Source organism: Streptomyces sp. NPDC041205, from assembly GCF_055591765.1.
This window is the reverse complement of sequence record NZ_JBVIZH010000001.1, coordinates 878,900-900,001: the sequence shown is the minus strand read 5'-3', so window position 1 is coordinate 900,001 and position 21,102 is coordinate 878,900. Positions and strand designations below refer to the sequence as shown.

Annotated in this window: 15 protein-coding genes; 6 read left to right on the top strand and 9 right to left on the bottom strand. The window is 72.8% G+C overall.

The features are described 5' to 3' along the window. Positions 1-4: 4 nt before the first annotated feature. Both ACZ6BG_RS04005 and ACZ6BG_RS04000 read right to left on the bottom strand, forming a co-directional pair. Positions 5-781, bottom strand: a complete 777-nt coding sequence (locus ACZ6BG_RS04005; RefSeq protein WP_468996604.1) for a metal ABC transporter ATP-binding protein — start codon at positions 779-781, stop codon at positions 5-7. A 41-nt stretch (positions 782-822) separates the two neighbouring features. Next, a complete protein-coding gene (locus ACZ6BG_RS04000) occupies positions 823-1,836 on the bottom strand; it encodes a metal ABC transporter substrate-binding protein (protein WP_468996602.1) in 1,014 nt (337 codons plus the stop codon). Between the two features lie 256 nt (positions 1,837-2,092). Here ACZ6BG_RS04000 and ACZ6BG_RS03995 point away from each other — a divergent pair, with 256 nt between their 5' ends. Together ACZ6BG_RS03995 and ACZ6BG_RS03990 are read left to right on the top strand one after the other, a co-directional pair. Further along, positions 2,093-3,472, top strand: a complete 1,380-nt coding sequence (locus tag ACZ6BG_RS03995; RefSeq protein ID WP_468996600.1) for a glycine--tRNA ligase — start codon at positions 2,093-2,095, stop codon at positions 3,470-3,472. 74 nt (positions 3,473-3,546) lie between these two features. Then, positions 3,547-3,762 (top strand): hypothetical protein, encoded by a 216-nt coding sequence (locus tag ACZ6BG_RS03990; protein ID WP_468449632.1) that lies wholly within the window; start codon positions 3,547-3,549, stop codon positions 3,760-3,762. A 108-nt stretch (positions 3,763-3,870) separates the two neighbouring features. Here ACZ6BG_RS03990 and ACZ6BG_RS03985 read toward each other — a convergent pair whose 3' ends face one another. The 5 genes from ACZ6BG_RS03985 to ACZ6BG_RS03965 form a co-directional block, all read right to left on the bottom strand. Then, the gene (locus tag ACZ6BG_RS03985; RefSeq protein WP_468996598.1) at positions 3,871-5,520 is read right to left on the bottom strand and encodes a GMC family oxidoreductase; all 1,650 of its coding nucleotides are present in this window, start codon (positions 5,518-5,520) and stop codon (positions 3,871-3,873) included. A 104-nt stretch (positions 5,521-5,624) separates the two neighbouring features. Then, positions 5,625-6,209, bottom strand: a complete 585-nt coding sequence (locus ACZ6BG_RS03980; protein WP_468996596.1) for a TetR/AcrR family transcriptional regulator — start codon at positions 6,207-6,209, stop codon at positions 5,625-5,627. 93 nt (positions 6,210-6,302) lie between these two features. Next, entirely contained in the window at positions 6,303-7,319 is a 1,017-nt protein-coding gene (locus ACZ6BG_RS03975; RefSeq protein ID WP_468996594.1) for an aldo/keto reductase, read from the bottom strand. A 125-nt stretch (positions 7,320-7,444) separates the two neighbouring features. Then, entirely contained in the window at positions 7,445-8,905 is a 1,461-nt protein-coding gene (locus tag ACZ6BG_RS03970; protein WP_468996591.1) for an MFS transporter, read from the bottom strand. Positions 8,906-9,000: 95 nt separating this feature from the next. Continuing rightward, on the bottom strand, positions 9,001-10,473 hold the full coding sequence (locus ACZ6BG_RS03965) for an MFS transporter (protein WP_468996589.1): 1,473 nt from the start codon (positions 10,471-10,473) through the stop codon (positions 9,001-9,003). Positions 10,474-10,575: 102 nt separating this feature from the next. Between ACZ6BG_RS03965 and ACZ6BG_RS03960 the strand changes: the two genes are divergently transcribed. Further along, positions 10,576-11,466 (top strand): helix-turn-helix transcriptional regulator, encoded by an 891-nt coding sequence (locus ACZ6BG_RS03960; RefSeq protein ID WP_468996587.1) that lies wholly within the window; start codon positions 10,576-10,578, stop codon positions 11,464-11,466. 50 nt (positions 11,467-11,516) lie between these two features. Continuing rightward, a complete protein-coding gene (dusB, locus tag ACZ6BG_RS03955) occupies positions 11,517-12,665 on the top strand; it encodes a tRNA dihydrouridine synthase DusB (RefSeq protein WP_468996585.1) in 1,149 nt (382 codons plus the stop codon). A gap of 31 nt (positions 12,666-12,696) precedes the next feature. Here the strand turns inward: dusB and ACZ6BG_RS03950 are convergent, their stop codons facing one another. Beyond that, positions 12,697-14,712 (bottom strand): amylo-alpha-1,6-glucosidase, encoded by a 2,016-nt coding sequence (locus ACZ6BG_RS03950; protein ID WP_468996582.1) that lies wholly within the window; start codon positions 14,710-14,712, stop codon positions 12,697-12,699. After that, the gene (locus tag ACZ6BG_RS03945; protein WP_468996581.1) at positions 14,705-16,333 is read right to left on the bottom strand and encodes an MGH1-like glycoside hydrolase domain-containing protein; all 1,629 of its coding nucleotides are present in this window, start codon (positions 16,331-16,333) and stop codon (positions 14,705-14,707) included. Before ACZ6BG_RS03945 ends, ACZ6BG_RS03950 begins: the two co-directional genes overlap by 8 nt. A gap of 287 nt (positions 16,334-16,620) precedes the next feature. On the opposite strand from ACZ6BG_RS03945, the gene ACZ6BG_RS03940 reads away from it, so the two are divergent. After that, positions 16,621-17,877 (top strand): ROK family protein, encoded by a 1,257-nt coding sequence (locus ACZ6BG_RS03940; protein WP_468996579.1) that lies wholly within the window; start codon positions 16,621-16,623, stop codon positions 17,875-17,877. Positions 17,878-18,306: 429 nt separating this feature from the next. Continuing rightward, positions 18,307-21,042 carry a pyruvate, phosphate dikinase gene (gene ppdK / locus ACZ6BG_RS03935; protein ID WP_468996577.1) on the top strand — a complete coding sequence of 912 codons (2,736 nt, stop codon included), beginning with the start codon at positions 18,307-18,309 and terminating at the stop codon, positions 21,040-21,042. Positions 21,043-21,102: the final 60 nt, after the last annotated feature.

Here is a 21,102-nt window from a genome sequence, read left to right as displayed (position 1 = left end):
GTCCTCAGGTGAGCAGGCCGGTGCGGACCGGGGCCGCGTCGGCGTCGTGCGGGTGGACGTGGTCGTGGCCGGGCAGCGCGTGCTGGCCGACGGCCTTGGGCGGCGGGCCGTCGTGCAGCACGCAGCCGTCGCGCAGGACGACCGCGCGGTCGATCAGCGGCTCCAGGGGACCCAGCTCGTGCAGCACGAGCAGGACCGACGCGCCCTGCTCGACCTGGTGGCGCAGGGTGGCCGCGAGGACCTCCTGGCTGGCCAGGTCGACGCCCGCCATCGGCTCGTCCATGATCAGCAGCTCGGGCTCGGAGACCAGGGCGCGGGCGATCAGGACCCGCTGGTGCTGGCCGCCGGAGAGGGCGCTCACGGAGTCCTTGGCGCGGTCCGCCATGCCGACCTGCTCCAGGGCGTGCGCCACGGCCTCGCGGTCGGCCCTGCGCAGCACGCCGAAGCGGGCCCGCGAGAGCCGCCCGGACGTGACGACCTCGGTGACCGTGGCAGGGACGCCGCCCGCGGCCGTGGTGCGCTGCGGGACGTAGCCGACCCGCGCCCAGTCCCGGAACCGCCGTCGCGGCGTACCGAAGATCTCGACCGTGCCGCCGGTGGCCGGGACCTGCCCGATGACCGTGCGCACGGCCGTGGACTTGCCGGAGCCGTTCGCGCCGAGCAGCGCGACCACCTCGCCGCGCGCCACGGTGAGGTCGATGCCGCGGAGCACCGGGCGGCCGCCCAGCTCCGCCGTCACCGCGCGCAGGGATATGACGGGCTCACTCTTGGCGTCGGCCATGGCGGGTGCCTTCCGTGACGGTGACGGGCTGGTGGCGGGGGTCACTTGGCGCCGAGGGACTTCTGGAGGGCGGCGAGGTTGGACCGCATCACCTCGATGTAGTCGTCGCCCTTCGACTTGTCCGTGATGCCCTCGATCGGGTCGAGCACGGCCGTCTTGAGCTTCGCGTCCTTCGCGAGGGTCTTCGCGGTCTTGTCGCTGACCAGCGTCTCGTAGAACACGGTCGTGACGCCGTCGGCCGCCGCCATCTCCTGGAGGTCCTTGACGCGGTTCGCGCTGGGCTCGCTCTCCGGGTCCAGGCCGGAGATGGCCTCCTCCGTGAGGCCGTAGCGCTCGGCGAGGTAGCCGAAGGCGGCGTGCGTGGTGATGAAGACCTTCGACTTGGACGCGGTGTCCTTCAGGCCGTTCTCGAACTCCGTGTCCAGGCCCTTGAGCCGCTTCACCAGGGCGGCGGTGTTCTTCTCGTACGTGGCCCTGTGGTCCGGGTCGGCCTTCGCGAAGGCCTTGCCGACGCCCTCGGCGACCTCGGCGTAGCGCACCGGGTCCAGCCAGATGTGGGGGTCCTTGCCGCCGGGGGTCTCGTGGCTGTGGCCCTCGTGGCCGTGCTCCTCCTCGGCGCCGTGCTCGTCGTGCTCGTCGTGCTTGTCGTGCTTGTCGGGGTGTCCGCCGACCTCGTTGCCGTGCTTCTCCATGCTGGTCAGCGAGGCGGCGTCGATCTTGGTCTTGATGCCGGACTGGCCGATGGCCTCGTCGACGGAGGGCTGCAGTCCCTTCAGGAAGAGCGCGGCGTCCGCGTTCTCCAACTGCGCCGTCTGCTTGGCGCTGATCTCCAGGTCGTGCGGTTCCTGGCCGGGCTCGGTCAGCGTCGTCACCTCGACGTCGTCGCCGCCGATCTCCTTGGCCAGGAACTCCATGGGGTAGAACGACGCCACCACGTCCAGCTTGCCCTCGTTGTTCTTGTCCGCCGCGTCGGAGGAGCAGCCGGACAGGGCGGTGACGCCCAGGACCGTGGCGGTCGCGAGGGCGGCGGTGGGTATGAGGCGTCGTACGTTCATGACAGTCATTTTCAACAAAATTGGAAACCGTTGTCAACAAAGTGTCGATCTGTACACAACCGCTCGCGGTGAGCGATGGCTGTACGACCCACCCAACGCCGTCACGCCCCGCCCCGCACGGCCGGAACCCGTCGCGAGCACAACCGATTTGATCCGAGGGGTACGGCCGCCGGTAACCTGAAGCATTCGCTCCTGAGGCATGCGCTTCGTCAGCCCCGAAGCGTGGCTTCGCCGTCGTCGTAATGAAGAGAGCACCGTGGCCGCCGACAAGATCGACACCATCGTCAGCCTGAGCAAGCGCCGAGGCTTCGTCTTTCCGTGCAGTGAGATCTACGGCGGCCAGCGCGCCGCCTGGGACTACGGACCCCTGGGCGTCGAGCTGAAGGAGAACCTCAAGCGCCAGTGGTGGCGCTACATGGTCACCTCGCGGGAAGACGTCGTCGGCATCGACTCGTCCGTGATCCTGGCCACCGACGTCTGGCAGGCCTCCGGCCACGTCGCGACCTTCACCGACCCGCTGACCGAGTGCACCTCCTGCCACAAGCGCTTCCGCGCGGACCACCTGGAGGAGGCCTTCGAGGAGAAGAAGGGCCGCGCCCCGGAGAGCCTCGCGGACATCAACTGCCCCAACTGCGGCACCAAGGGCCAGTTCACCGAGCCCAAGCAGTTCTCGGGCCTGCTCTCCACGCACCTCGGCCCCACCCAGGACAGCGGCTCCGTCGCCTACCTGCGGCCCGAGACCGCCCAGGGCATCTTCACCAACTTCGCCCAGGTGCAGACCACCTCCCGGCGCAAGCCCCCGTTCGGCATCGCCCAGATGGGCAAGTCCTTCCGCAACGAGATCACGCCCGGCAACTTCATCTTCCGCACCCGCGAGTTCGAGCAGATGGAGATGGAGTTCTTCGTCAAGCCGGGCGAGGACGAGAAGTGGCAGGAGTACTGGATGGAGCAGCGCTGGAACTGGTACACCGGCCTGGGCCTGCGCGAGGAGAACATGCGGTGGTACGAGCACCCGAAGGAGAAGCTCTCCCACTACTCCAAGCGCACCGCCGACATCGAGTACCGCTTCCAGTTCGGCGGCTCCGAGTGGGGTGAGCTGGAGGGCGTCGCCAACCGCACCGACTACGACCTGTCGGCGCACGCCAAGGCCTCCGGCCAGGACCTGTCCTACTTCGACCAGGAGGCCGGCGAGCGCTGGACTCCGTACGTCATCGAGCCCGCCGCCGGTGTCGGCCGCACCATGCTCGCCTTCATGCTCGACTCCTACATCGAGGACGAGGCCCCCAACGCCAAGGGCAAGCTGGAGAAGCGCACGGTCATGCGCTTCGACCACCGCATCGCCCCGGTGAAGGTCGCCGTCCTGCCGCTGTCCCGCAACCCGGAGCTGTCCCCGAAGGCCAAGGGCCTCGCGGCGGCGCTCCGGCAGAACTGGAACATCGAGTTCGACGACGCGGGCGCCATCGGCCGCCGCTACCGCCGCCAGGACGAGATCGGCACGCCGTACTGCGTGACGGTCGACTTCGACACCCTGGAGGACAACGCGGTGACCGTGCGCGAGCGCGACACCATGAAGCAGGAGCGGGTGTCCCTCGACCAGATCGAGGGCTACCTGGCGACGCGCCTCGTCGGCTGCTGACGTTCACGCTTTCTTGGCACGAAGGCCCCCGGTTCCGGCCACGGAACCGGGGGCCTTGCTGCACACTGGGCGCCATGCCTTCGACGACCACGAGCAAGGTCAGCAGATGGGACCAGCACGGGCGCGAACATGTCGTCCATGTGCAAAAGGCGGGCGTGCAGCGGCAGTTGACCTGCGACACCTGCGGCTGGAGCCGCAAGGCCCAGTTCCTGCCGTGGCTCAAGGCGGAGGAACACCTGGCGCAGGAACACCAGGCGACGGTGGATCCGTCGGGGTCCGCGGGCTCATAGGCGAGCCCCGAGCCCCGAGCCCCGAAGGGGCGCGGGGAACTGCGCGACCAGCCGCAAGGCACCCGCAGCCGGGATTGCGGCCAAGCCGCCACGGCACGGGCGGAGCGCTTATTCGGCGCTGCGGACCAAGTCGGCCGCCTTCTCCCCGACGGCCAGCGCAGCGGCATTCGTATTGACCGACACGATCGACGGCATCACCGACGCGTCCGCGACCCTGAGACCCCTGACCCCCCGCACCCGGAGGTCCGGCGTCACCACCGCGTCCGGACCCGCCCCCATCGCACAGCTCCCCGCCAGATGGAAGTACGGCCCGGTCGCCGCCGCGAGGAACGCCCGCAGTCCCACCGCGTCCGTCACCCCGGCGCCCGGCAGCACCTCCCGCGCCCCCCACTCGGCGAACGGGCCCGCGGCCGCTATCTCCCGCGCCACCTCAAGGCCGTGCAGCATCCGCCGCACGTCCGACTCGTCGCCGAGATACCCGGGGTCGATCAGCGGCGCCGAGTCCGGGTCGGCGTCGGCGAGCCGCACCGAGCCCCGGGCGCGCGGGACCGTGGCCACGCCGAGGGTGAAGCCGTTCTCCGGCGCCGTCATCGTCGGCGGGTGGTACGGCACGTGGATGAACATCAGCTGCATGTCCGGGCCCGGCAGGGACGCGTCGCTGCGCCAGGCCAGGGAAGCCTCCGAGAGGTTGGCGCGGCCCGCCGGTATCGGCTTCTCGGCCGCGTACACAAGACCGCACAGCGGATGGTCCTGGAGGTTCCGGCCCACCCCCGGCAGGTCGAGGCGCACCGCCACCCCGGCCCGGCGCAGCTCGTCGGCCGGGCCGATGCCGGACAGCATGAGGAGCCGGGGCGAGTCGACGGCGCCCGCGCTGACGATCACCTCGGCGCGCGCGTACGCCCGTACCGTGCCGCCGTCGCGGGTGAACTCCACGCCGGTGCACCGGTCGCCGTCGAAGAGCAGCCGGTGCGCGCGGGAGTCGGTCGAGACCGTCAGGTGCGGGCGGTGTGCGGCGACGGGGCGCAGATAGGCGTCGGCCGCGCTCTGCCGGATGCCGTCGAGGACCGACAGGTCGTGCAGGCCCGCGCCTTCCTGGTGGGCGCCGTTGAAGTCGTCGGTGAGGGGGTGGCCCGCGGCGGCCGCGGCGGCGACGAACGTCCGCGAGAGCGGGTTGACGTCGGCGGCGGGGACGGGGGAGGGGCGCAGGGGGCCGGAGTCACCGCGAAAGGCGGTGCCCGCACCCGAGTTCGCGCCGGACCCCGCACCCGTACCGGCGCCAGAGCCCGCATCGGCACCCGTACCGGCACCGGGCACGGACTCCATCCGCCGGAAGTACGGCAGCAGGTCGTCGAACCCCCAGCCGTCGCACCCCGCAGCCGCCCACGCGTCGTAGTCGGCGCGGTGGCCGCGCAGGAACACCATGGCGTTGATCGCGCTGGAACCGCCGAGGGTGCGGCCGCGCGGACAGGGCGGCGCGAGCCCGCCGAGCCCGCTCTGCGGCACCGACGCGTAGCCGTGGTCCACGTCCGAGCCGAACAGCGACGGCCACGCGGAGGGCGTCGCGAGGTCCGCCTTCGTCTCGCGGGGGCCCGCTTCGAGCAGCAGCACGCTGCGTGCCCCGGCCCCGTCGCCCCGGTCTTCGCTGAGTCGCGCGGCGACGACACATCCGGCCGACCCGGCGCCGACGACGATGTAGTCGGCCTCGACCTCGGCTTCGACCCGCCCGGACTCCGCCAACTCGCTTGCCTCTAAAGCCACTTCATGCCTCCTGTGTCCCACGGGTGTGCCGGGGTTCAGGGAACCAGGAGGGGCGGGGGCGAGTCAGCGGAACAGTGGAATCGGGCGCCCTTGCGAACGCGCGGTCAGGGTCGCAGGCCCCGGACGAGCAGGTCGAGCAGCGAGTCGAAGGCGTCCTTCGCGTCCGCGCGTGACCAGTCCGGCGCGTACACCGGGTCGTGGTACCGGGCCGTGGCCTCGAACAGGGCGCGGGCCGTGACGTCGGCGTCGCAGGGGGCGAACTCGCCGCCCTCGACGCCCTGTCGGACGATCGCGGCGAGCTGCGCGGTGAGGTCCGCGATGTGCTCGTCGACGACCTCGCTGGCCTCGCCGACCAGGACCGTGTACGTCCCGAACAGCTCGGGGTCGTCGCCGGCCTTGTGCTGCTTGGCCTTGAAGAGCCCGGCCAGCCAGCGCCGCAGCCGGTCCTCGGCGGGCCCGTCCGCGTCGACCACGCCGGACAGGGCGTCGGACGTCCGGTCGAGCCAGCGCTTGGTGACCGCTTCGCGCAGCGCGGCCTTGGTGCGGAAGTGGCGGTACACACTGGCGTGGCTGACGCCGAGCACACGGGCCACGTCCACCACGGTCGCCTTGGCGGCGCCGTGCCGGCGCAGCACCTCCTCGGTCGCGGCGAGGATGCGCTCGGCGGTCAGAGTCTCGGTCGTAGCCATGGTCAAGAAGGTACCTGTCGCCACTGACAACCCCGACAGTGCGGACAGCGCAGGCAGCGCAGGCAGTACGGGCGGCGCAGGTGTCCGGTCATGTCAGTGCTCGCTGTCGAGGTGCGCCATCTGCGACTCGGGGTAACGGGCGCCCGCGACGGCGTCGGTGGGGACGGCCTGCTCGATCGCGGCGAGGTCGGCGTCGTCGAGCGTGACGTCCAGGGCGCCGAGCGCCTCGGTGAGCCGGTCCCGGCGGCGGGCGCCGACCAGCGGCACGATCGCTGCGCCGGACCTCGGGCCCTGCGCGAGGACCCAGGCGATCGCGGTCTGCGCGACGCTCACGCCCTTGCTCTCGGCGATCTTGCGCAGGGCGTCGACGAGGTCGAGGTTGCGCTGCAGGTTGTCGCCCTGGAAGCGCGGGCTCATGCCGCGGAAGTCGTTCGCGGCGAGCTGCCGGTCGCGCTCGAAGTGCCCGGAGATCAGGCCGCGGGACAGCACGCCGTACGCGGTGACGCCGATGCCGAGTTCGGCGGCCGTGGGCAGGATCTCGGCCTCGATGCCGCGGGAGATCAGGGAGTACTCGATCTGCAGGTCCGAGATGGGGGCGACGGCCGCCGCGCGGCGCAGGGACTCGGCGCTGACCTCCGAGAGGCCGATGTGGCGGACATGGCCCTTCTCGACCAGCTCGGCGATCGCGCCGACGGTCTCCTCGACGGGGACGTCCGGGTCGAGGCGGGCGATGCGGTAGACGTCGATGTGGTTGACGCCGAGGCGCTGCAGCGAGTACGCGGCGAAGTTCTTCACCGCCGCCGGGCGCCCGTCGTAGCCGGACCAGCCGCCGTCCGGGTCGCGGAGGGCGCCGAACTTCACGCTGGTCAGGGCCTGTTCGCGGTGCGCGGCGGGCGCGCTGCGCAGGGCCTCGCCGATGAGGAGTTCGTTGTGGCCCATCGCGTAGAAGTCGCCGGTGTCGAGGAGCGTGACGCCCGCTTCGAGGGCGGCGTGGATCGTCGCGACGGACTCCGTGCGGTCGGCCTCGCCGTACAGCGCGGACATGCCCATGCAGCCGAGGCCGAGGGCGGAGGTGGTGGGGCCGGTGGTGCCGAGCTTCAGGGTGCGCATGGGGGCTCCTGGGCGTGTGCTGGGTAGGGGGCGGCGAGCGGTCGCCGCGACCACGGCGCGCCTGCGCCGTGTCTCCACCATGCACCCTCGAATGACAGATTTCAAGTTTTGAAATCTGTCATCTGTTAGTTGTCACTTGAAACCCGCTCGGCGGGCTCGTCCGTGGTCAGCCGCTCCGCCGTCCGCCGCGCCGTCCCGCGCGCCCACGCCCCGCTGGTCAGGGCCCCGACGGCCAGGACCGCGGCGCCGCAGCCCGCGATGATCCACCACGCGGGGCGGCTCGCCTCGGTGAAGTCGGCCGCGTACGAATCCGTGTGGGCCGCCGCGACGCCGGAGGCGAGGACCGCGCCGATGACCGCGATGCCGAGGGTCTGGCCGATCTGGCGGCTGGTGGAGGCGACGGCGGCGGCGACGCCCGCCTGGGCGCGGGGCATCCCCGCGACCGCCGTGTTGGTGATGGGCGCGTTGACGAAGCCGAAGCCGAGGCCGAACAGGACGTAGGCGAGGACGCGGCTCGGGACCGCGGTCTCCGCCTCGAAGGCCGCGAAGAGCACCCCGGACGCCGTCATCGCCACGCCCGCGATCAGCAGCGACGGGCGCGGCCCGCGGGCGCCGACCAGCCGTCCCGACAGGGGCGCGCACACCAGCGTCATGGCCGCCATCGGCAGCATCCACAGACCGGCGTGCAGCGCGTCGAGGCCGCGTACGTCCTGGAGGTAGAGGGTGGCGAGGAACAGGAAGCCGCCGAGGGACGCGAACGCCGCGATGGCGATCACGGTGGCGCCGCTGAACGGGGCCGAGCGGAAGAAGCGCAGGTCGATGAGGGGCTCGGCGCGGCGGGGCTCATACAGGAGCAGACCCGCGAAGGCGGTGGCCGCGATGGCCGCGAACGTCATGATCAGCGGCGAGGTCCAGCCCGCCGTGGGCGCCTCGATGATCGCGTACGTCAGGGCGCCGAGCACGCCGATGACCAGGAGCTGCCCGACGGGGTCGGGGCGGCGGGGCTTCGGGGCGCGGGACTCGGGGACGTGGCGGGTGGTGAGGAAGAGGGCCGCGAGGCCCACCGGCAGATTGACCCAGAAGATCGCCCGCCAGCCCACCGAGTCCACGAGCAGCCCGCCGACCAGCGGGCCCGCAGCCATGGAGATGCCGACGACGCCGCCCCACACCCCGATGGCGCGGGCCCGCTCGCGCGGTTCGGTGAACGTGTTCGTGATGATCGACATGGCGACGGGGTTGAGCATCGAGCCGCCGACGGCCTGGACCATGCGGAACGCCACCAGGCACTCCAGGTTGGGCGCGAGGGAGCACAGGACCGAGCCGAGTGTGAACACCAGCAGGCCCGCCTGGAACACCTTGCGGCGGCCGACGCGGTCGGCGGTCGACCCCGCGAGCATCAGGAGGGAGGCGAGGACGAGGGTGTAGGCGTCGATGGTCCACTGCATCCCCGACACCCCGGCGTCGAACTCGCGGCGCATGGTGGGCAGCGCCACGTTCAGGACGGTGTTGTCGAGGCTCACGATCAGCAGGCTCATGCAGCAGATCGCGAGCACGAGCATCCGGCGCCGGTGACTCAGCTCGGGCATACGGCCGACGGTATCCCCAGGCGGCGTGCGCCGCCTCGGCCGGGCTCCGGCCCCACATGAGCACAGCTCCGGCCCCACAGGGGCACACCCCCGCGTCACCCGAGGTCGCGCGGCAGGCGCAGGCTCAGGGCGGCGAGGGCGAGGAGGCCGGTGAGCTGGACGGCGAGGATCGTCGCGAACGCCGCTCGCAGGCCGACGTCGGAGTGCAGGGCCAGGAACAGGGAGCCGAGGGTCGCCACGCCCACGGCCAGGCACGACTGCTGTGCCGTCGCCGCGAGCCCGCTGCCCGCGCCCGCACGCGCGGCGGGTACGGCCGACAGGAGGACGCGGAAGTACAGCGGGAGCTGGAGGCCCTGGCCGAAGCCGCACAGGGCCAGGCCCGGGGCGAGCGCGAGCGGGGTGAGCGCGGACCGCGGCGCCCACAGGACGGTCAGGGCGAGGACGGCGACGCCCGCGCCGTGGACCAGCGCGCACAGGGTCAGGGCGCGGCTGCCGAGCCGGTTCACCAGGCGGGGCGCGAGCAGGGACGCGGTGAACTGGGCGACGCCCATGGGGATCAGGGTCAGGCCCGCCTTGAGGGCGCCGTACCCGAGGCCCTCCTGCAGGGTCACCGCGCTCACGAACATCCAGCCGCTGAACCCGATGAAGATCGGCAGGCCGATGAGCAGGCCCCGGCGGACGCCCGGCTCGCGCATCAGCGACGGCGGCAGCAGCGGGCTGCCGCCGCTCGCCTCCGCGCGGCGCTCCACGGCGGCGAACGCCCACATCAGGAAGGGCGCGGTGGCGAGGGTGAGGACCGACCAGAGCGGCCAGCCCGCCGCCCGGCCCTCGGTGAGCGGGAGCAGGAACGCGGTCAGGCCCGCGGCGAACAGGACCGTCCCGGCGAGGTCGCCGCGGGCCGGACGCTCCGCCCGGCTGTCCGGCACCGCGCGGACCGCGAACACCAGGGCAAGGGCGGCCACCGGCACGTTCACCAGGAACACCATGCGCCAGCCGGTGCCCGCGAGGTCGGCGGCGACCAGGACGCCGCCGAGTATCTGCCCGAGCACCATGGAGACCCCGCCCACGGAGCCGTACAGCGAGACGGCACGCGCGCGCCGCTCCCCGCTGGTCGTCGCGTGGATCGTGGCCAGGACCTGCGGCAGCATCAGCGCGGACGCCGCGCCCTGCGCCACCCGCGCCGCCACCAGCCACCAGGCGGTCGGCGCGAGCCCGCAGGCCAGCGACGTCAGCCCGAAGGCCGCGACGCCCCACAGGAACAGCGTCCGGCGGCCGTGCGTGTCGCCGAGCCTGCCGCCGAGCACGAGCAGCACGGCGTACGCGACGGCGTAGCCCGCGACCACCATCTCCAGGGTGGCGGCGGGGGCGTTCAGGTCGGCCTCGATGTCGGGCAGCGCGACGTTGACGACGAAGAAGTCGATCATCGGCAGGGCGGCGCCGAGGAGGACGGTGATCAGGCCCAGGGGGGTGAGGGCCGCGCCCTTCGAGGGCGCCGGCGTCTCCGGGGCGGTCGAGGACGGGGGAGCGGTACGCGTACGAGGCGGGGTGCCGTTGGTCGTGGGAGTCACGGGTACGACGATGGGCGGGCGCCCCAGGGGGGTACCAGAGTCTCTTTATCCTGGTAGTGGGCGCACCTGGCAACGGGGTGAGGGGTGCGGCAGCCTGGGGGTGTGACCGTTACCGCAGAGCCCGTCGTCGCGGCGGCCCCCGCAGGAGCCCTCGCAACGGCCCCCGACATCCGCCGCCAGGAGCTCGCCGCCTTCCTGCGCAGCCGCCGCGAGCGGATCTCGCCCGAGCAGGTCGGGCTGCCTCGCGGGGCGCGGCGCCGCACGCCGGGGCTGCGGCGCGAGGAGGTCGCACAGCTCTCCGCGGTCGGCGTCACCTGGTACACGTGGCTGGAGCAGGGCCGGGCCATCCGGGTCTCCGCGCAGGTCCTGGACGCCATCGCCCGCGCGCTCCTCATGGACCCGACCGAGCGCGGCCACCTCTTCGTCCTCGCGGGCGTCATCGACCAGCGCCCCGACTACGACTGCCCGCTCCTCTCCCCGACCGCGCTGCGCCTGATGCACACCATCGCGCCCTACCCGGCCACCCTGCAGAACGCCCGCTACGACGTCCTCGCCCACAACCGCCCCTTCGCGCAGGTCTTCGGCGACCTGAGCGAACTGCCGCCGCGCGAGCGCAACTGCCTGTGGCTGCTGACCACCAGCAAGCGCTGGCGGGAGACGTTCCTCGACCGGGACGAGATGCTGGGTGACCTGATCGCCAAGTACCGCGTGGGCATGGCCGAGCACATGGCCGAGCCCGCCTGGAAGGAGCGGCTCGACGGGCTGCTCGCACAGTCCGCGGAGTTCCGCGAGCTGTGGGGGCGGCACGAGGTCGCGACGATGTCGCCGCACGTCAAGCGGTACCGGCACCCCGAGGTGGGGCTGCTGAGCCTGGAACACCGCAACCTGTGGATGGCCCCGCAGTCGCAGGCGCACCGCCTCGTGGCGTACGTCCCCGCCGACGAGGAGACGGAGGAGCGGCTGGGACGGCTGGCGGAGCTGTCCGGCGCGTGAGGGACAATGGAGGCTTGCCCCCTTCTCGTACGTTCCCGGAGAGCCGCCCGATGTCCCAGCTCACGCCGTCGCTGTCGGCACTGTCGATTGGCCCCCACGATGTGCGGCCGCCCGTCGTGCTCGCGCCCATGGCCGGGATCACGAACGCGCCGTTCCGGACGCTGTGCCGGGAGTTCAGTGGCGGCAAGGGCCTCTTCGTCAGCGAGATGATCACCACCCGCGCGCTGGTCGAGCGCAACGAGAAGACCATGCAGCTGATCCACTTCGACGCGAGCGAGACGCCGCGCTCGATCCAGCTGTACGGGGTCGACCCCGCGACCGTCGGCAAGGCCGTCCGCATGATCGCGGAGGAGGACCTGGCCGACCACATCGACCTGAACTTCGGCTGCCCCGTCCCGAAGGTGACCCGCAAGGGCGGCGGCTCGGCGCTGCCGTACAAGCGGCCGCTGCTGCGGGCCATCCTCAAGGAGGCCGTGAGCGGCGCCGGGGACCTGCCCGTCACCATGAAGATGCGCAAGGGCATCGACGACGACCACATCACGTTCCTGGACGCGGGCCGCATCGCGGTCGAGGAGGGCGTGACGGCCATCGCCCTGCATGGCCGCACCGCCGCCCAGCACTACGGCGGCACGGCCGACTGGGACGCCATCGCCCGCCTCAAGGAGCACGTCCCGGAGATCCCGGTGCTCGGCAACGGCGACATCTGGTCGGCGGACGACGCGGTGCGGATGATGCGGGAGACCGGGTGCGACGGGGTGGTCGTGGGGCGTGGGTGCCTCGGCCGGCCGTGGCTCTTCGGCGATCTCGTGGCCGCGTTCGAGGGCACGGGGGCGCCCGCGGCTCCCTCCCTGCGGGAGGTCTCCGCCGTGATGCTGCGGCACGCCACCCTCCTCGGCGAGTGGATCGGCGACGAGGCCCGTGGCGTCATCGACTTCCGCAAGCACGTCGCCTGGTACCTGAAGGGCTTCGCGGTCGGCTCCGAGATGCGCAAGCGCCTGGCGATCACCTCCTCGCTCGCCGAACTCGAGGACGGCCTCGGCGAGCTGGACCTCGACCAGCCGTGGCCCACCGGCGCCGACGGCCCCCGCGGCCGCACCTCCGGCAACAACCGCGTGGTCCTCCCGGACGGCTGGCTGAAGGATCCGTACGACTGCGCGGGCATCTCCCCGGACGCGGAACTGGACACGTCGGGCGGCTGACCCACCCCTCCCCAGGGCCGGGCACGTCGGACTACGCGCCCCCCACCGCCGTGAGCAGCGCCAGCGGCGCCGCCGCCGAGCGCGACTCGCGCACGCAGGCGTGGGGATACGGGACGGGCACGGGGTACGCCGCGCGTTCGTAGCCCGCGAGGACTTCGGGGAGGCGGCCCGAGGCCGTGGCGGCGGCGTCGACGAGGGCGTGGGCGACGGCGCGGGCCTCGTCGTGGAGGCCGTAGCGGGCGAGGCCGAGGGTGATGAGGGCGTTGTCGTGGGGCCAGACGGAGCCCCGGTGGTAGGAGAGCGGGTGGTAGGCGCCCTGCCCGGCGGCGAGCGTACGGACGCCCCAGCCGGAGAAGAAGTCCGGTTCGAGGAGGCGACGGCCGACCGCCTCCCCGTACTCCTTGTCGAGGAGCCCCGACCACAGCAGGTGCCCCGCGTCGGAGGCGAGCGCGTCGACCTGCCCGCCGTTCCCGTCCAGCGCCAGCGCGGGGAACGACCGCGCGGGCATCCAGAAGTCCCGCTGGAACCGGTCACGGAGGTCCGCGGCGGTCTGCGCGAGCAGCGCCGCGTACACCTCGTCGTCCCACACGGTGCGCGCGAGCCACGCCGTGCGCCGCAGCGCGTCGTAGGCGTACCCCTGCGCCCCCGCGGCCATCACGGGCCCGAGCGTCCGGGTCCCGTCGGCGTCGCAGATCGCGCCGGGGGAGTCCTTCCAGTTCTGGTTGGCGAGCCCGCCCTCGTCCGCGCGGTACACCAGGTAGCCGCGGGCGGTGAGCCCGCCGTGGTCGAGCATCCAGCCGACGGCGGCCCGCGCGTGCGGCTGCAGGCGCAGGGCGAGGGCGGTGTCGCCGGTCTGCTCGGTGTACGCGCCGAGGAGCACGAGGAACAGCGGGGTCGCGTCGACGGAGCCGTAGTACCGCCGGAAGGGGACCTGGCCGAAGTGGGCCAGCTCCCCGTGCCGCACCTCGTGCACGATCTTGCCGGGCTGGGCGACACGGCCCTCGGTGTGCTCGGTGGCCTGGGTGGCGGCGAGCGCGGGCAGCGTCGCGGCGGCCAGACGCGGTACGTAGGGGAGCGCGAACAACGAGGTCAGGAGCGCGTCCCGGCCGAGCAGGGTGAGGAACCACGGCACTCCGGCGGCGGGCACGCTCAGCTCCTCGCCGTCGGGCCCGCGCGCCGGCACCTGGAGCGAGGCGAGGTCGGTGAGGCCGCGCGTACAGGCCGCTGCCAGCTCGGGCCAGCTCGCGGGGAGCGTCACGGAGGACGTCAACTCGGCCTGGGTCTCGGTGAGTTGGCGCAGCGCGGCGCCCGGAGAGCGGGGTGGTGCGGGCAGCGGCGGCCCGCCGTGCGGCCCCGCCGTGACGGTCAGCGCCATGTCGGCCGACCCGTGCGCGGCCAGCTCCAGGGTCCACACCATGCGGCGCGCGCCGGTGCCGGTCTCCTCGACGGTGTCGGGGGCGGGCTCGGAGGTGACGGTGGTGCGGGCCAGCCAGTCACCCCGGCGGTACCCGAACTCCACGCCGAGGACGGCAGGTTGGGCGGTGCCCCGGTGGGTCCCGGCCGCGCCGTCGTCCGGCGCCGTCAGGACCCGCCGCGACCGCACGGCCCCCGTCTTCGTGTACGTACGGTGGTCCGCGCGCAGCTCGAACTGGTCGGTGAAGTCGGCGTCGACGGTCAGCGCGAGCAGCAGCGTCGTCGGCACGGGCCGGTTGCTGGTGATCCGCAGCGCCTCCACCAACGAGCCGTCCACGACGGCCTGTTCGCGGAAGAGGGTGTACGCGGGCGGCTCCTGGCGCCCGCCGCGCGGCACGAGCACGCAGCGCGCCACATCGGCGGCGTCGGCGGCGGGGCCGTACGCGGTGGCGGGCGTGAGCACTTCGGGCACGGCGCCGTCCACCGTCAGCTGCCAGCGGCTCAGATGGCGGGCGTCGCGCACGAACAGCCCGTCGGGGGCGGTGCCGCCGGGCACGCCCCGGATGTCGCCGCCCGCGCCGACGGCGGCGAACGTCGCGCCCCGCACCAGCAGTCGATGCTCCCGGTCAGTCATTCCGAGCCCCTTCGTCCGAACCAGGCCCCGCTGTCGTGTCCCTGCTCAAGTCGAGGTCGAGCGCCGCGGTCGCGCCCGGGTCGAGGTCGTGGGCCGCGGCCACGCCCAGGTCGAGGGCGAGCGCCGCGCTCCAGCCGAAGCCGCGGGCGCCGCAGCCGTCTCCGGTGTACGGATCGACGTACTCGGCGAAGTCCGATGCCACCGCCGCATCGAGGAGCGCGGCGCGCAGCGCGTCCGCGTGCTCCCGCGCGCCGTGCAGCCGCAGCCCGCGCTCCAGGAGCCAGTTGGTGTTGAACCAGGCGGGTCCGCGCCAGTAGCGCCGCGGGTCGAACGCGGGGCTGAGCAGATCGTGGCTCGGCACCAGGCGGGCCCGGCCGCCGAGCTCGAAGTGCGGGCCGCGGACCGTGCGCACCAGGTCGGCGGCGACGCCCCGGGGCAGCCCGGGCACGACCAGGGGAATCAGCCCGGTGACCCCGCGCTCACCCACGAGCGCCCCACTCGCGCCCCCGGCGCCGGACGCACCCTGCGCGAGGCCCTCGGCCACGGGAGCGTGGCCCCCGGCCAGCAGATCCCGGCACCGGAAGATCCCGCCCTCCCCGTCCCACAGCCGCTCCACGAGCACCCGCGTCAGCCGCTCCGCGCGGTCGTGGCGGGCCGTCGCGGGCGCGCCCAGCTCGCGGGTGATGCGGGCGAGGGCGTGCTCGGAGGCGATGAGGAGGGCGTTGAAGGCGGGGTCCTCGACGGCGAAGCCGAACCCATCGGGCCCGCCGCCGGACACTCCGGCGCCCGCCCTCGTCCCGGCCCCGTACCCCCCGTCGCGGTACTCCGCCGCCAGGCGCACATACCGTCCGTAGTCGAGGTCCGTCGGCCGGTCCTGGGGTGAGCCGTGGTCGAGGTCGGCGCGGCGGTAGCTGCGCGGGCGCGCGGGTGGGACGCGGCTCAGGGGGCCGTCCCAGCAGGGGCTGTTGTCCATGCCCTGTTCCCAGGGGTGGACGACGGCCGCGAGGCCCGCGCCGCCGAGGTCGCGGTGGTGCAGCAGATAGCGGTGCCAGGCGGCGAGGCGCGGGTGCAGGCGGGACAGGAAGGAGCGGGCCCGGGAGAGGCCGGGGTCGGCCAGGTGCACCAGCCAGGCGGCGAGCGCGTGCACCGGGGGCTGCACGATGCCGGAGGTCTGCACGGCGCCGGGCGCGCCCGCCGCGCGCCCGGCGGTGGTGGAGAGCCAGAAGTCGGGGCTCGGGAAGTAGGCGTCGAGGGGGACGGCCGGGTTGAACACGATGTGCGGCACGCGGCCGTCGGCCCACTGCGCGGCCAGGAGCGTCTCCAGTTCCAACTGGGCGCGCAGCGGCGAGAGATGACGTAATCCGATGGCGATGAACGCCGAGTCCCAGGACCACTGGTGGGGATACAGCGCGCGGGAGGGGACGGTGGAGGTGCCGGTCCAGTTGGCGCCGAGGACCCGGGCGGCGCGCTCGCGGAGCGCGGCGGGGGCGGCCGGTGGGGCCCCTGGGGTCCGGGGGGTGTGCGGTGGGGGCGCCGGGCCCGCGCCGCGCCGCGCCGGGGGCCCGGCGGTGCTGGCGGCAGGGGACCGGATCGCGGCCCTCGTCGTGGTCGTACGGTCCACGCGGCACTCCCGGGGCTGGGGGAGCGGCGAACCGAAGTCGCGCCCGACAGCCTGTCAGTTTGGATCCATCCACCATAGAGTTACGTCTGCGCAACACGCAAAACTCAATATGTAACGTCGAGTTGACGAGCGCAAGAGGCTGTCCGCCTTGGCGCGGGGGCACCCAAGAGGTAGGCAAGGGCAGGCACGGCACGGGCGCGACGCAGGCACAGGTCAGGCGGCAGGCGGGCCCGGGGCGCGCGCGGGGCGTACAAGGGAGCGGGGCGGCGCATGAGCAGGGAGTGGGCATGAGGAACGGGACTCCGGCACGTCCGGCCGCCGCCCAGGCGAGCGCGGGCGACCTGCTGCACCTGGTCCGCAGCGGCCGCGCGACCACGCGCGGCGCGCTGCAACGGGTCACCGGCCTGTCCCGGGCCACCGTCGGCCAGCGCCTGGACCGGCTGTTCCGCGCGGGCTGGCTGCGGGAGGGCGCGGGCACCCCGGTCAGCTCGCCGCTCGGCGGCCGCCCCTCGGTGCGCCTGGAGTTCGACGACGCGCACGCCCTCGTCCTCGCCGCCGACCTGGAGACCCGGCACGCCCGCACGGCCCTGCTGACCCTCACCGGTGAGGTCGTCGCCGAGCGCGGCGGCGCGCTGCGCGTGGAGGAGGGCCCGGAGCGGGTCCTCGACCGGCTCGGCGCGGTCTTCGGCGAGCTGCTGCGCGAGAGCGGCCGGGACCCGGCCGCGGTGTGCGGCATCGGCCTGGCCGTGCCGGGCCCGGTCGACTCCGGCACCGGCCGGGTGGTGCAGCCGCCGATCATGCCCGGCTGGGACGGCTACGACATACGGGGCAGACTGCGCCGCGCCTTCACGGAGCACACGGCGCGCGGTGAGCACTTCGAGCACGCGGGCGCCCCGGTGCCGGTGCTCGTCGACAACGACGCGAACCTCATGGCGTACGCGGAGCAGCGCGCCCACTACCCGGACTGCTCGGCGTTCGCGCTGGTCAAGGTCTCCACCGGGATCGGTGCGGGCGTCGTCGTCGACGGCTCGCTCTACCGGGGCATCGACGGCGGCGCGGGCGACATCGGGCACATCCGGGTGCCCGGGGTGCCGGGGAGCGCCGCCGCGCCGTGCAAGTGCGGCTCGTACGGCTGCCTGGCCGCCGTGGCCAGCGGGCGGGCGGTGGCGGCCAGGCTCGCGGCGGCGGGGGTGCCGGCCGCGTCGGGCTCGGACGTGCGGGAGCTGCTCGCCGCGGGGCACCCGGAGGCGGTGGGGCTCGCGCGGGAGGCCGGGCGGCAGGTCGGCGAGGTCCTCGCCACCGTCGTGACGCTCCTCAACCCCGGCGTTCTCATGATCGCCGGAGATCTGGCCGGAACCCCTTTCCTCACCGGCGTGCGCGAGCTGCTCTATCAGCGGGCCCTGCCGCGCTCCACGGCCCACCTGGAGATCGTCACCTCGCGGCTCGGCTCGCGCGCGGGGCTCATCGGGGCGGGCGCGCTGGTGGTGGAGCACCTGTACGCGCCGGAGCGGGTGGAGGAGCGGCTCGCTGCGCTCGGGGTGTGAGGGGGTGCGCGGGGGCGCCGACCGGTGGGCGCGGAGGTGCCCGGATGCCGAGACCGGCCCCGGATCCAGCCGCTTCAAACGGCGTGATTCTCGCCACCCTTGATTGGCCTTGCGCTCAGATGAGCGCATTCCGGATGGCTGCACTTCTCCAAGGGGTGGCACTCAGTGCCATCGCTCGATCATTTATGACCTGAACTCACATCTGAGTTCACTCCGCTCATCTGAGCGAAATGGCGGTTTATTGAGGGCTGTGCGTTCAACTCCTGAACTCAATTGCGCCACCTGTGCTACTCCCGAGTCACTTTCGATCTAGCGGCGGACGGGTGGTTACGCCCGGGCGACCCACAAGTGGACGTACCCAGACGCCTTCGATCTGGGTATGTTCCTCGCCGTCAGGGCAGCCACCGCGTCCTCGAGGAGTCGAGACCCGTGTCGGAAAACAAAGATCCCCACGTACCTCAGGGAACTCAGGGCGTGAAGTTCGTCTACGACTTCACCGAGGGCAACAAGGAGCTCAAGGACCTCCTCGGCGGCAAGGGCGCGAACCTCGCCGAGATGACCAACCTGGGCCTCCCCGTGCCGCCGGGCTTCACCATCACCACCGAGGCCTGCAAGGTCTACCTCGACAGCGGCGACGAGCCCGCGGCACTGCGTGACGAGGTGAGTGCGCACCTCTCCGCCCTCGAGAAGGCGATGGGTAAGAAGCTCGGCCAGGCCGACGACCCGCTCCTCGTCTCCGTCCGCTCGGGCGCCAAGTTCTCCATGCCCGGCATGATGGACACCGTCCTGAACATCGGGCTCTCCGACAAGTCCGTGCAGGGCCTCGCCAAGCAGTCCGGCGACGACCGCTTCGCGTGGGACTCCTACCGCCGCCTCATCCAGATGTTCGGCAAGACCGTCCTCGGCGTCGACGGCGAACTCTTCGAGGACGCGCTGGACAAGGCCAAGCAGGCCAAGAAGGTCACGGTCGACACCGACCTGGACGCGGCCGAGCTGAAGAAGCTCGTCACCAAGTTCAAGAAGATCGTCAAGACCGAGGCGGGGCGCGACTTCCCGCAGGACCCGCGCGAGCAGATGGACCTCGCCATCCACGCGGTCTTCGACTCCTGGAACACCGACCGCGCCAAGCTCTACCGCCGCCAGGAGCGCATCCCCGGCGACCTCGGCACCGCGGTCAACGTCTGCTCGATGGTCTTCGGCAACCTCGGCCCCGACTCCGGCACCGGCGTCGCCTTCACCCGCGACCCGGCCTCCGGCCAGCAGGGCGTGTACGGCGACTACCTGCAGAACGCGCAGGGCGAGGACGTCGTCGCGGGCATCCGCAACACGGTCCCGCTCGCCGACCTGGAGCGGATCGACAAGAAGTCGTACGACCAGCTCATGCAGATCATGGAAACGCTCGAAACGCACTACAAGGACCTGTGCGACATCGAGTTCACCATCGAGCGCGGCCAGCTGTGGATGCTCCAGACCCGCGTCGGCAAGCGCACCGCCGGTGCCGCCTTCCGCATCGCGACCCAGCTCGTCGACCAGGGCCTGATCGACGAGGCCGAGGCCCTCCAGCGCGTCAACGGCGCGCAGCTCGCGCAGCTGATGTTCCCGCGGTTCGACGAGGACGCGAAGGTCGAGCAGCTCGGGCGTGGCATCGCCGCGTCGCCGGGTGCCGCCGTCGGCAAGGCCGTCTTCGACTCGTACACCGCCATCAAGTGGTCGCGCTCCGGCGAGAAGGTCATCCTGATCCGCCGCGAGACCAACCCCGACGACCTCGACGGCATGATCGCGGCGGAGGGCATCCTGACCTCCCGCGGCGGCAAGACGTCCCACGCGGCCGTCGTGGCGCGCGGCATGGGCAAGACCTGTGTCTGCGGCGCCGAGGACCTGGAGGTCGACACCAAGCGCCGCCGCCTGACGGTCAACGGCCACGTCGTCGAGGAGGGCGACGTCGTCTCCATCGACGGCTCCACCGGCAAGGTCTACCTGGGCGAGGTCCCGGTCGTCCCGTCCCCGGTCGTGGAGTACTTCGAGGGCCGCATGCACGCGGGCGCCGACGACGCCGACGAGCTGGTCAAGGCCGTGCACCGGATCATGGCGTACGCGGACCGGGTCCGCCGCCTGCGGGTGCGCGCCAACGCCGACAACGCCGAGGACGCGCTGCGCGCCCGGCGCTTCGGCGCCCAGGGCATCGGCCTGTGCCGCACCGAGCACATGTTCCTCGGCGAGCGCCGCGAGCTGGTCGAGCACCTGATCCTCGCGGACACCGACGAGGAGCGCGAGAACGCCCTCAAGGAGCTCCTGCCGCTCCAGAAGAAGGACTTCATCGAGCTGTTCGAGGCGATGGACGGCCTGCCGGTCACCGTCCGCCTCCTCGACCCGCCGCTGCACGAGTTCCTGCCCGACATCACCGAGCTGTCGGTGCGTGTCGCCCTCGCCGAGTCCCGCAAGGACCACAATGAGAACGACCTGCGCCTGCTCCAGGCCGTGCACCGCCTGCACGAGCAGAACCCGATGCTGGGCCTGCGCGGCGTACGCCTCGGCCTCGTGATCCCCGGCCTGTTCACCATGCAGGTCCGCGCGATCGCCGAAGCCGCCGCCGAGCGCAAGAACGCCAAGGGCGACCCGCGCGCGGAGATCATGATTCCGCTCGTCGGCACCGTCCAGGAGCTGGAGATCGTCCGCGAGGAGGCCGAGCAGGTCATCGCCGACGTCGAGCGGACCACCGGCGTGCACTTGAAGCTGGCGCTCGGCACGATGATCGAGCTGCCGCGGGCCGCGCTCACCGCCGGGCAGATCGCGGAGGCCGCCGAGTTCTTCTCCTTCGGCACGAACGACCTCACCCAGACCGTGTGGGGCTTCTCCCGCGACGACGTGGAGGCCTCCTTCTTCACGGCCTACCTGGAGAAGGGCATCTTCGGCGTCTCCCCGTTCGAGACGATCGACAAGGACGGCGTCGGCAAGCTCGTCCGCGACGCCGCCGCGGCCGGCCGCGCCACCCGCCCCGACCTCAAGCTCGGCGTCTGCGGCGAACACGGCGGCGACCCGGAGTCCGTCCACTTCTTCCACGAGGTGGGCCTGGACTACGTCTCCTGCTCCCCGTTCCGCATCCCGGTGGCCCGCCTGGAAGCGGGCCGCGCGGCCTCCACCTCGACGGGCAGCGACCACCGCTGACCCCGGCGGGCCACCGGCCCGCGAAGACCCCGGGCCCGCCACCGTGTCCCCGACCCTCAA

Excerpts from the sequence above, each read along its gene's own strand:
- ACZ6BG_RS04005 (WP_468996604.1), bottom strand. The coding sequence starts at position 781 with ATGGCCGACGCCAAGAGTGAGCCCGTCATATCCCTGCGCGCGGTGACG.
- ACZ6BG_RS04000 (WP_468996602.1), bottom strand. The coding sequence starts at position 1,836 with ATGAACGTACGACGCCTCATACCCACCGCCGCCCTCGCGACCGCCACG.
- ACZ6BG_RS03990 (WP_468449632.1), top strand. The coding sequence starts at position 3,547 with ATGCCTTCGACGACCACGAGCAAGGTCAGCAGATGGGACCAGCACGGG.
- ACZ6BG_RS03980 (WP_468996596.1), bottom strand. The coding sequence starts at position 6,209 with ATGGCTACGACCGAGACTCTGACCGCCGAGCGCATCCTCGCCGCGACC.
- ACZ6BG_RS03975 (WP_468996594.1), bottom strand. The coding sequence starts at position 7,319 with ATGCGCACCCTGAAGCTCGGCACCACCGGCCCCACCACCTCCGCCCTC.
- ACZ6BG_RS03970 (WP_468996591.1), bottom strand. The coding sequence starts at position 8,905 with ATGCCCGAGCTGAGTCACCGGCGCCGGATGCTCGTGCTCGCGATCTGC.
- dusB (WP_468996585.1), top strand. The coding sequence starts at position 11,517 with ATGTCCCAGCTCACGCCGTCGCTGTCGGCACTGTCGATTGGCCCCCAC.
- ACZ6BG_RS03950 (WP_468996582.1), bottom strand. The coding sequence starts at position 14,712 with ATGACTGACCGGGAGCATCGACTGCTGGTGCGGGGCGCGACGTTCGCC.
- ACZ6BG_RS03940 (WP_468996579.1), top strand. The coding sequence starts at position 16,621 with ATGAGGAACGGGACTCCGGCACGTCCGGCCGCCGCCCAGGCGAGCGCG.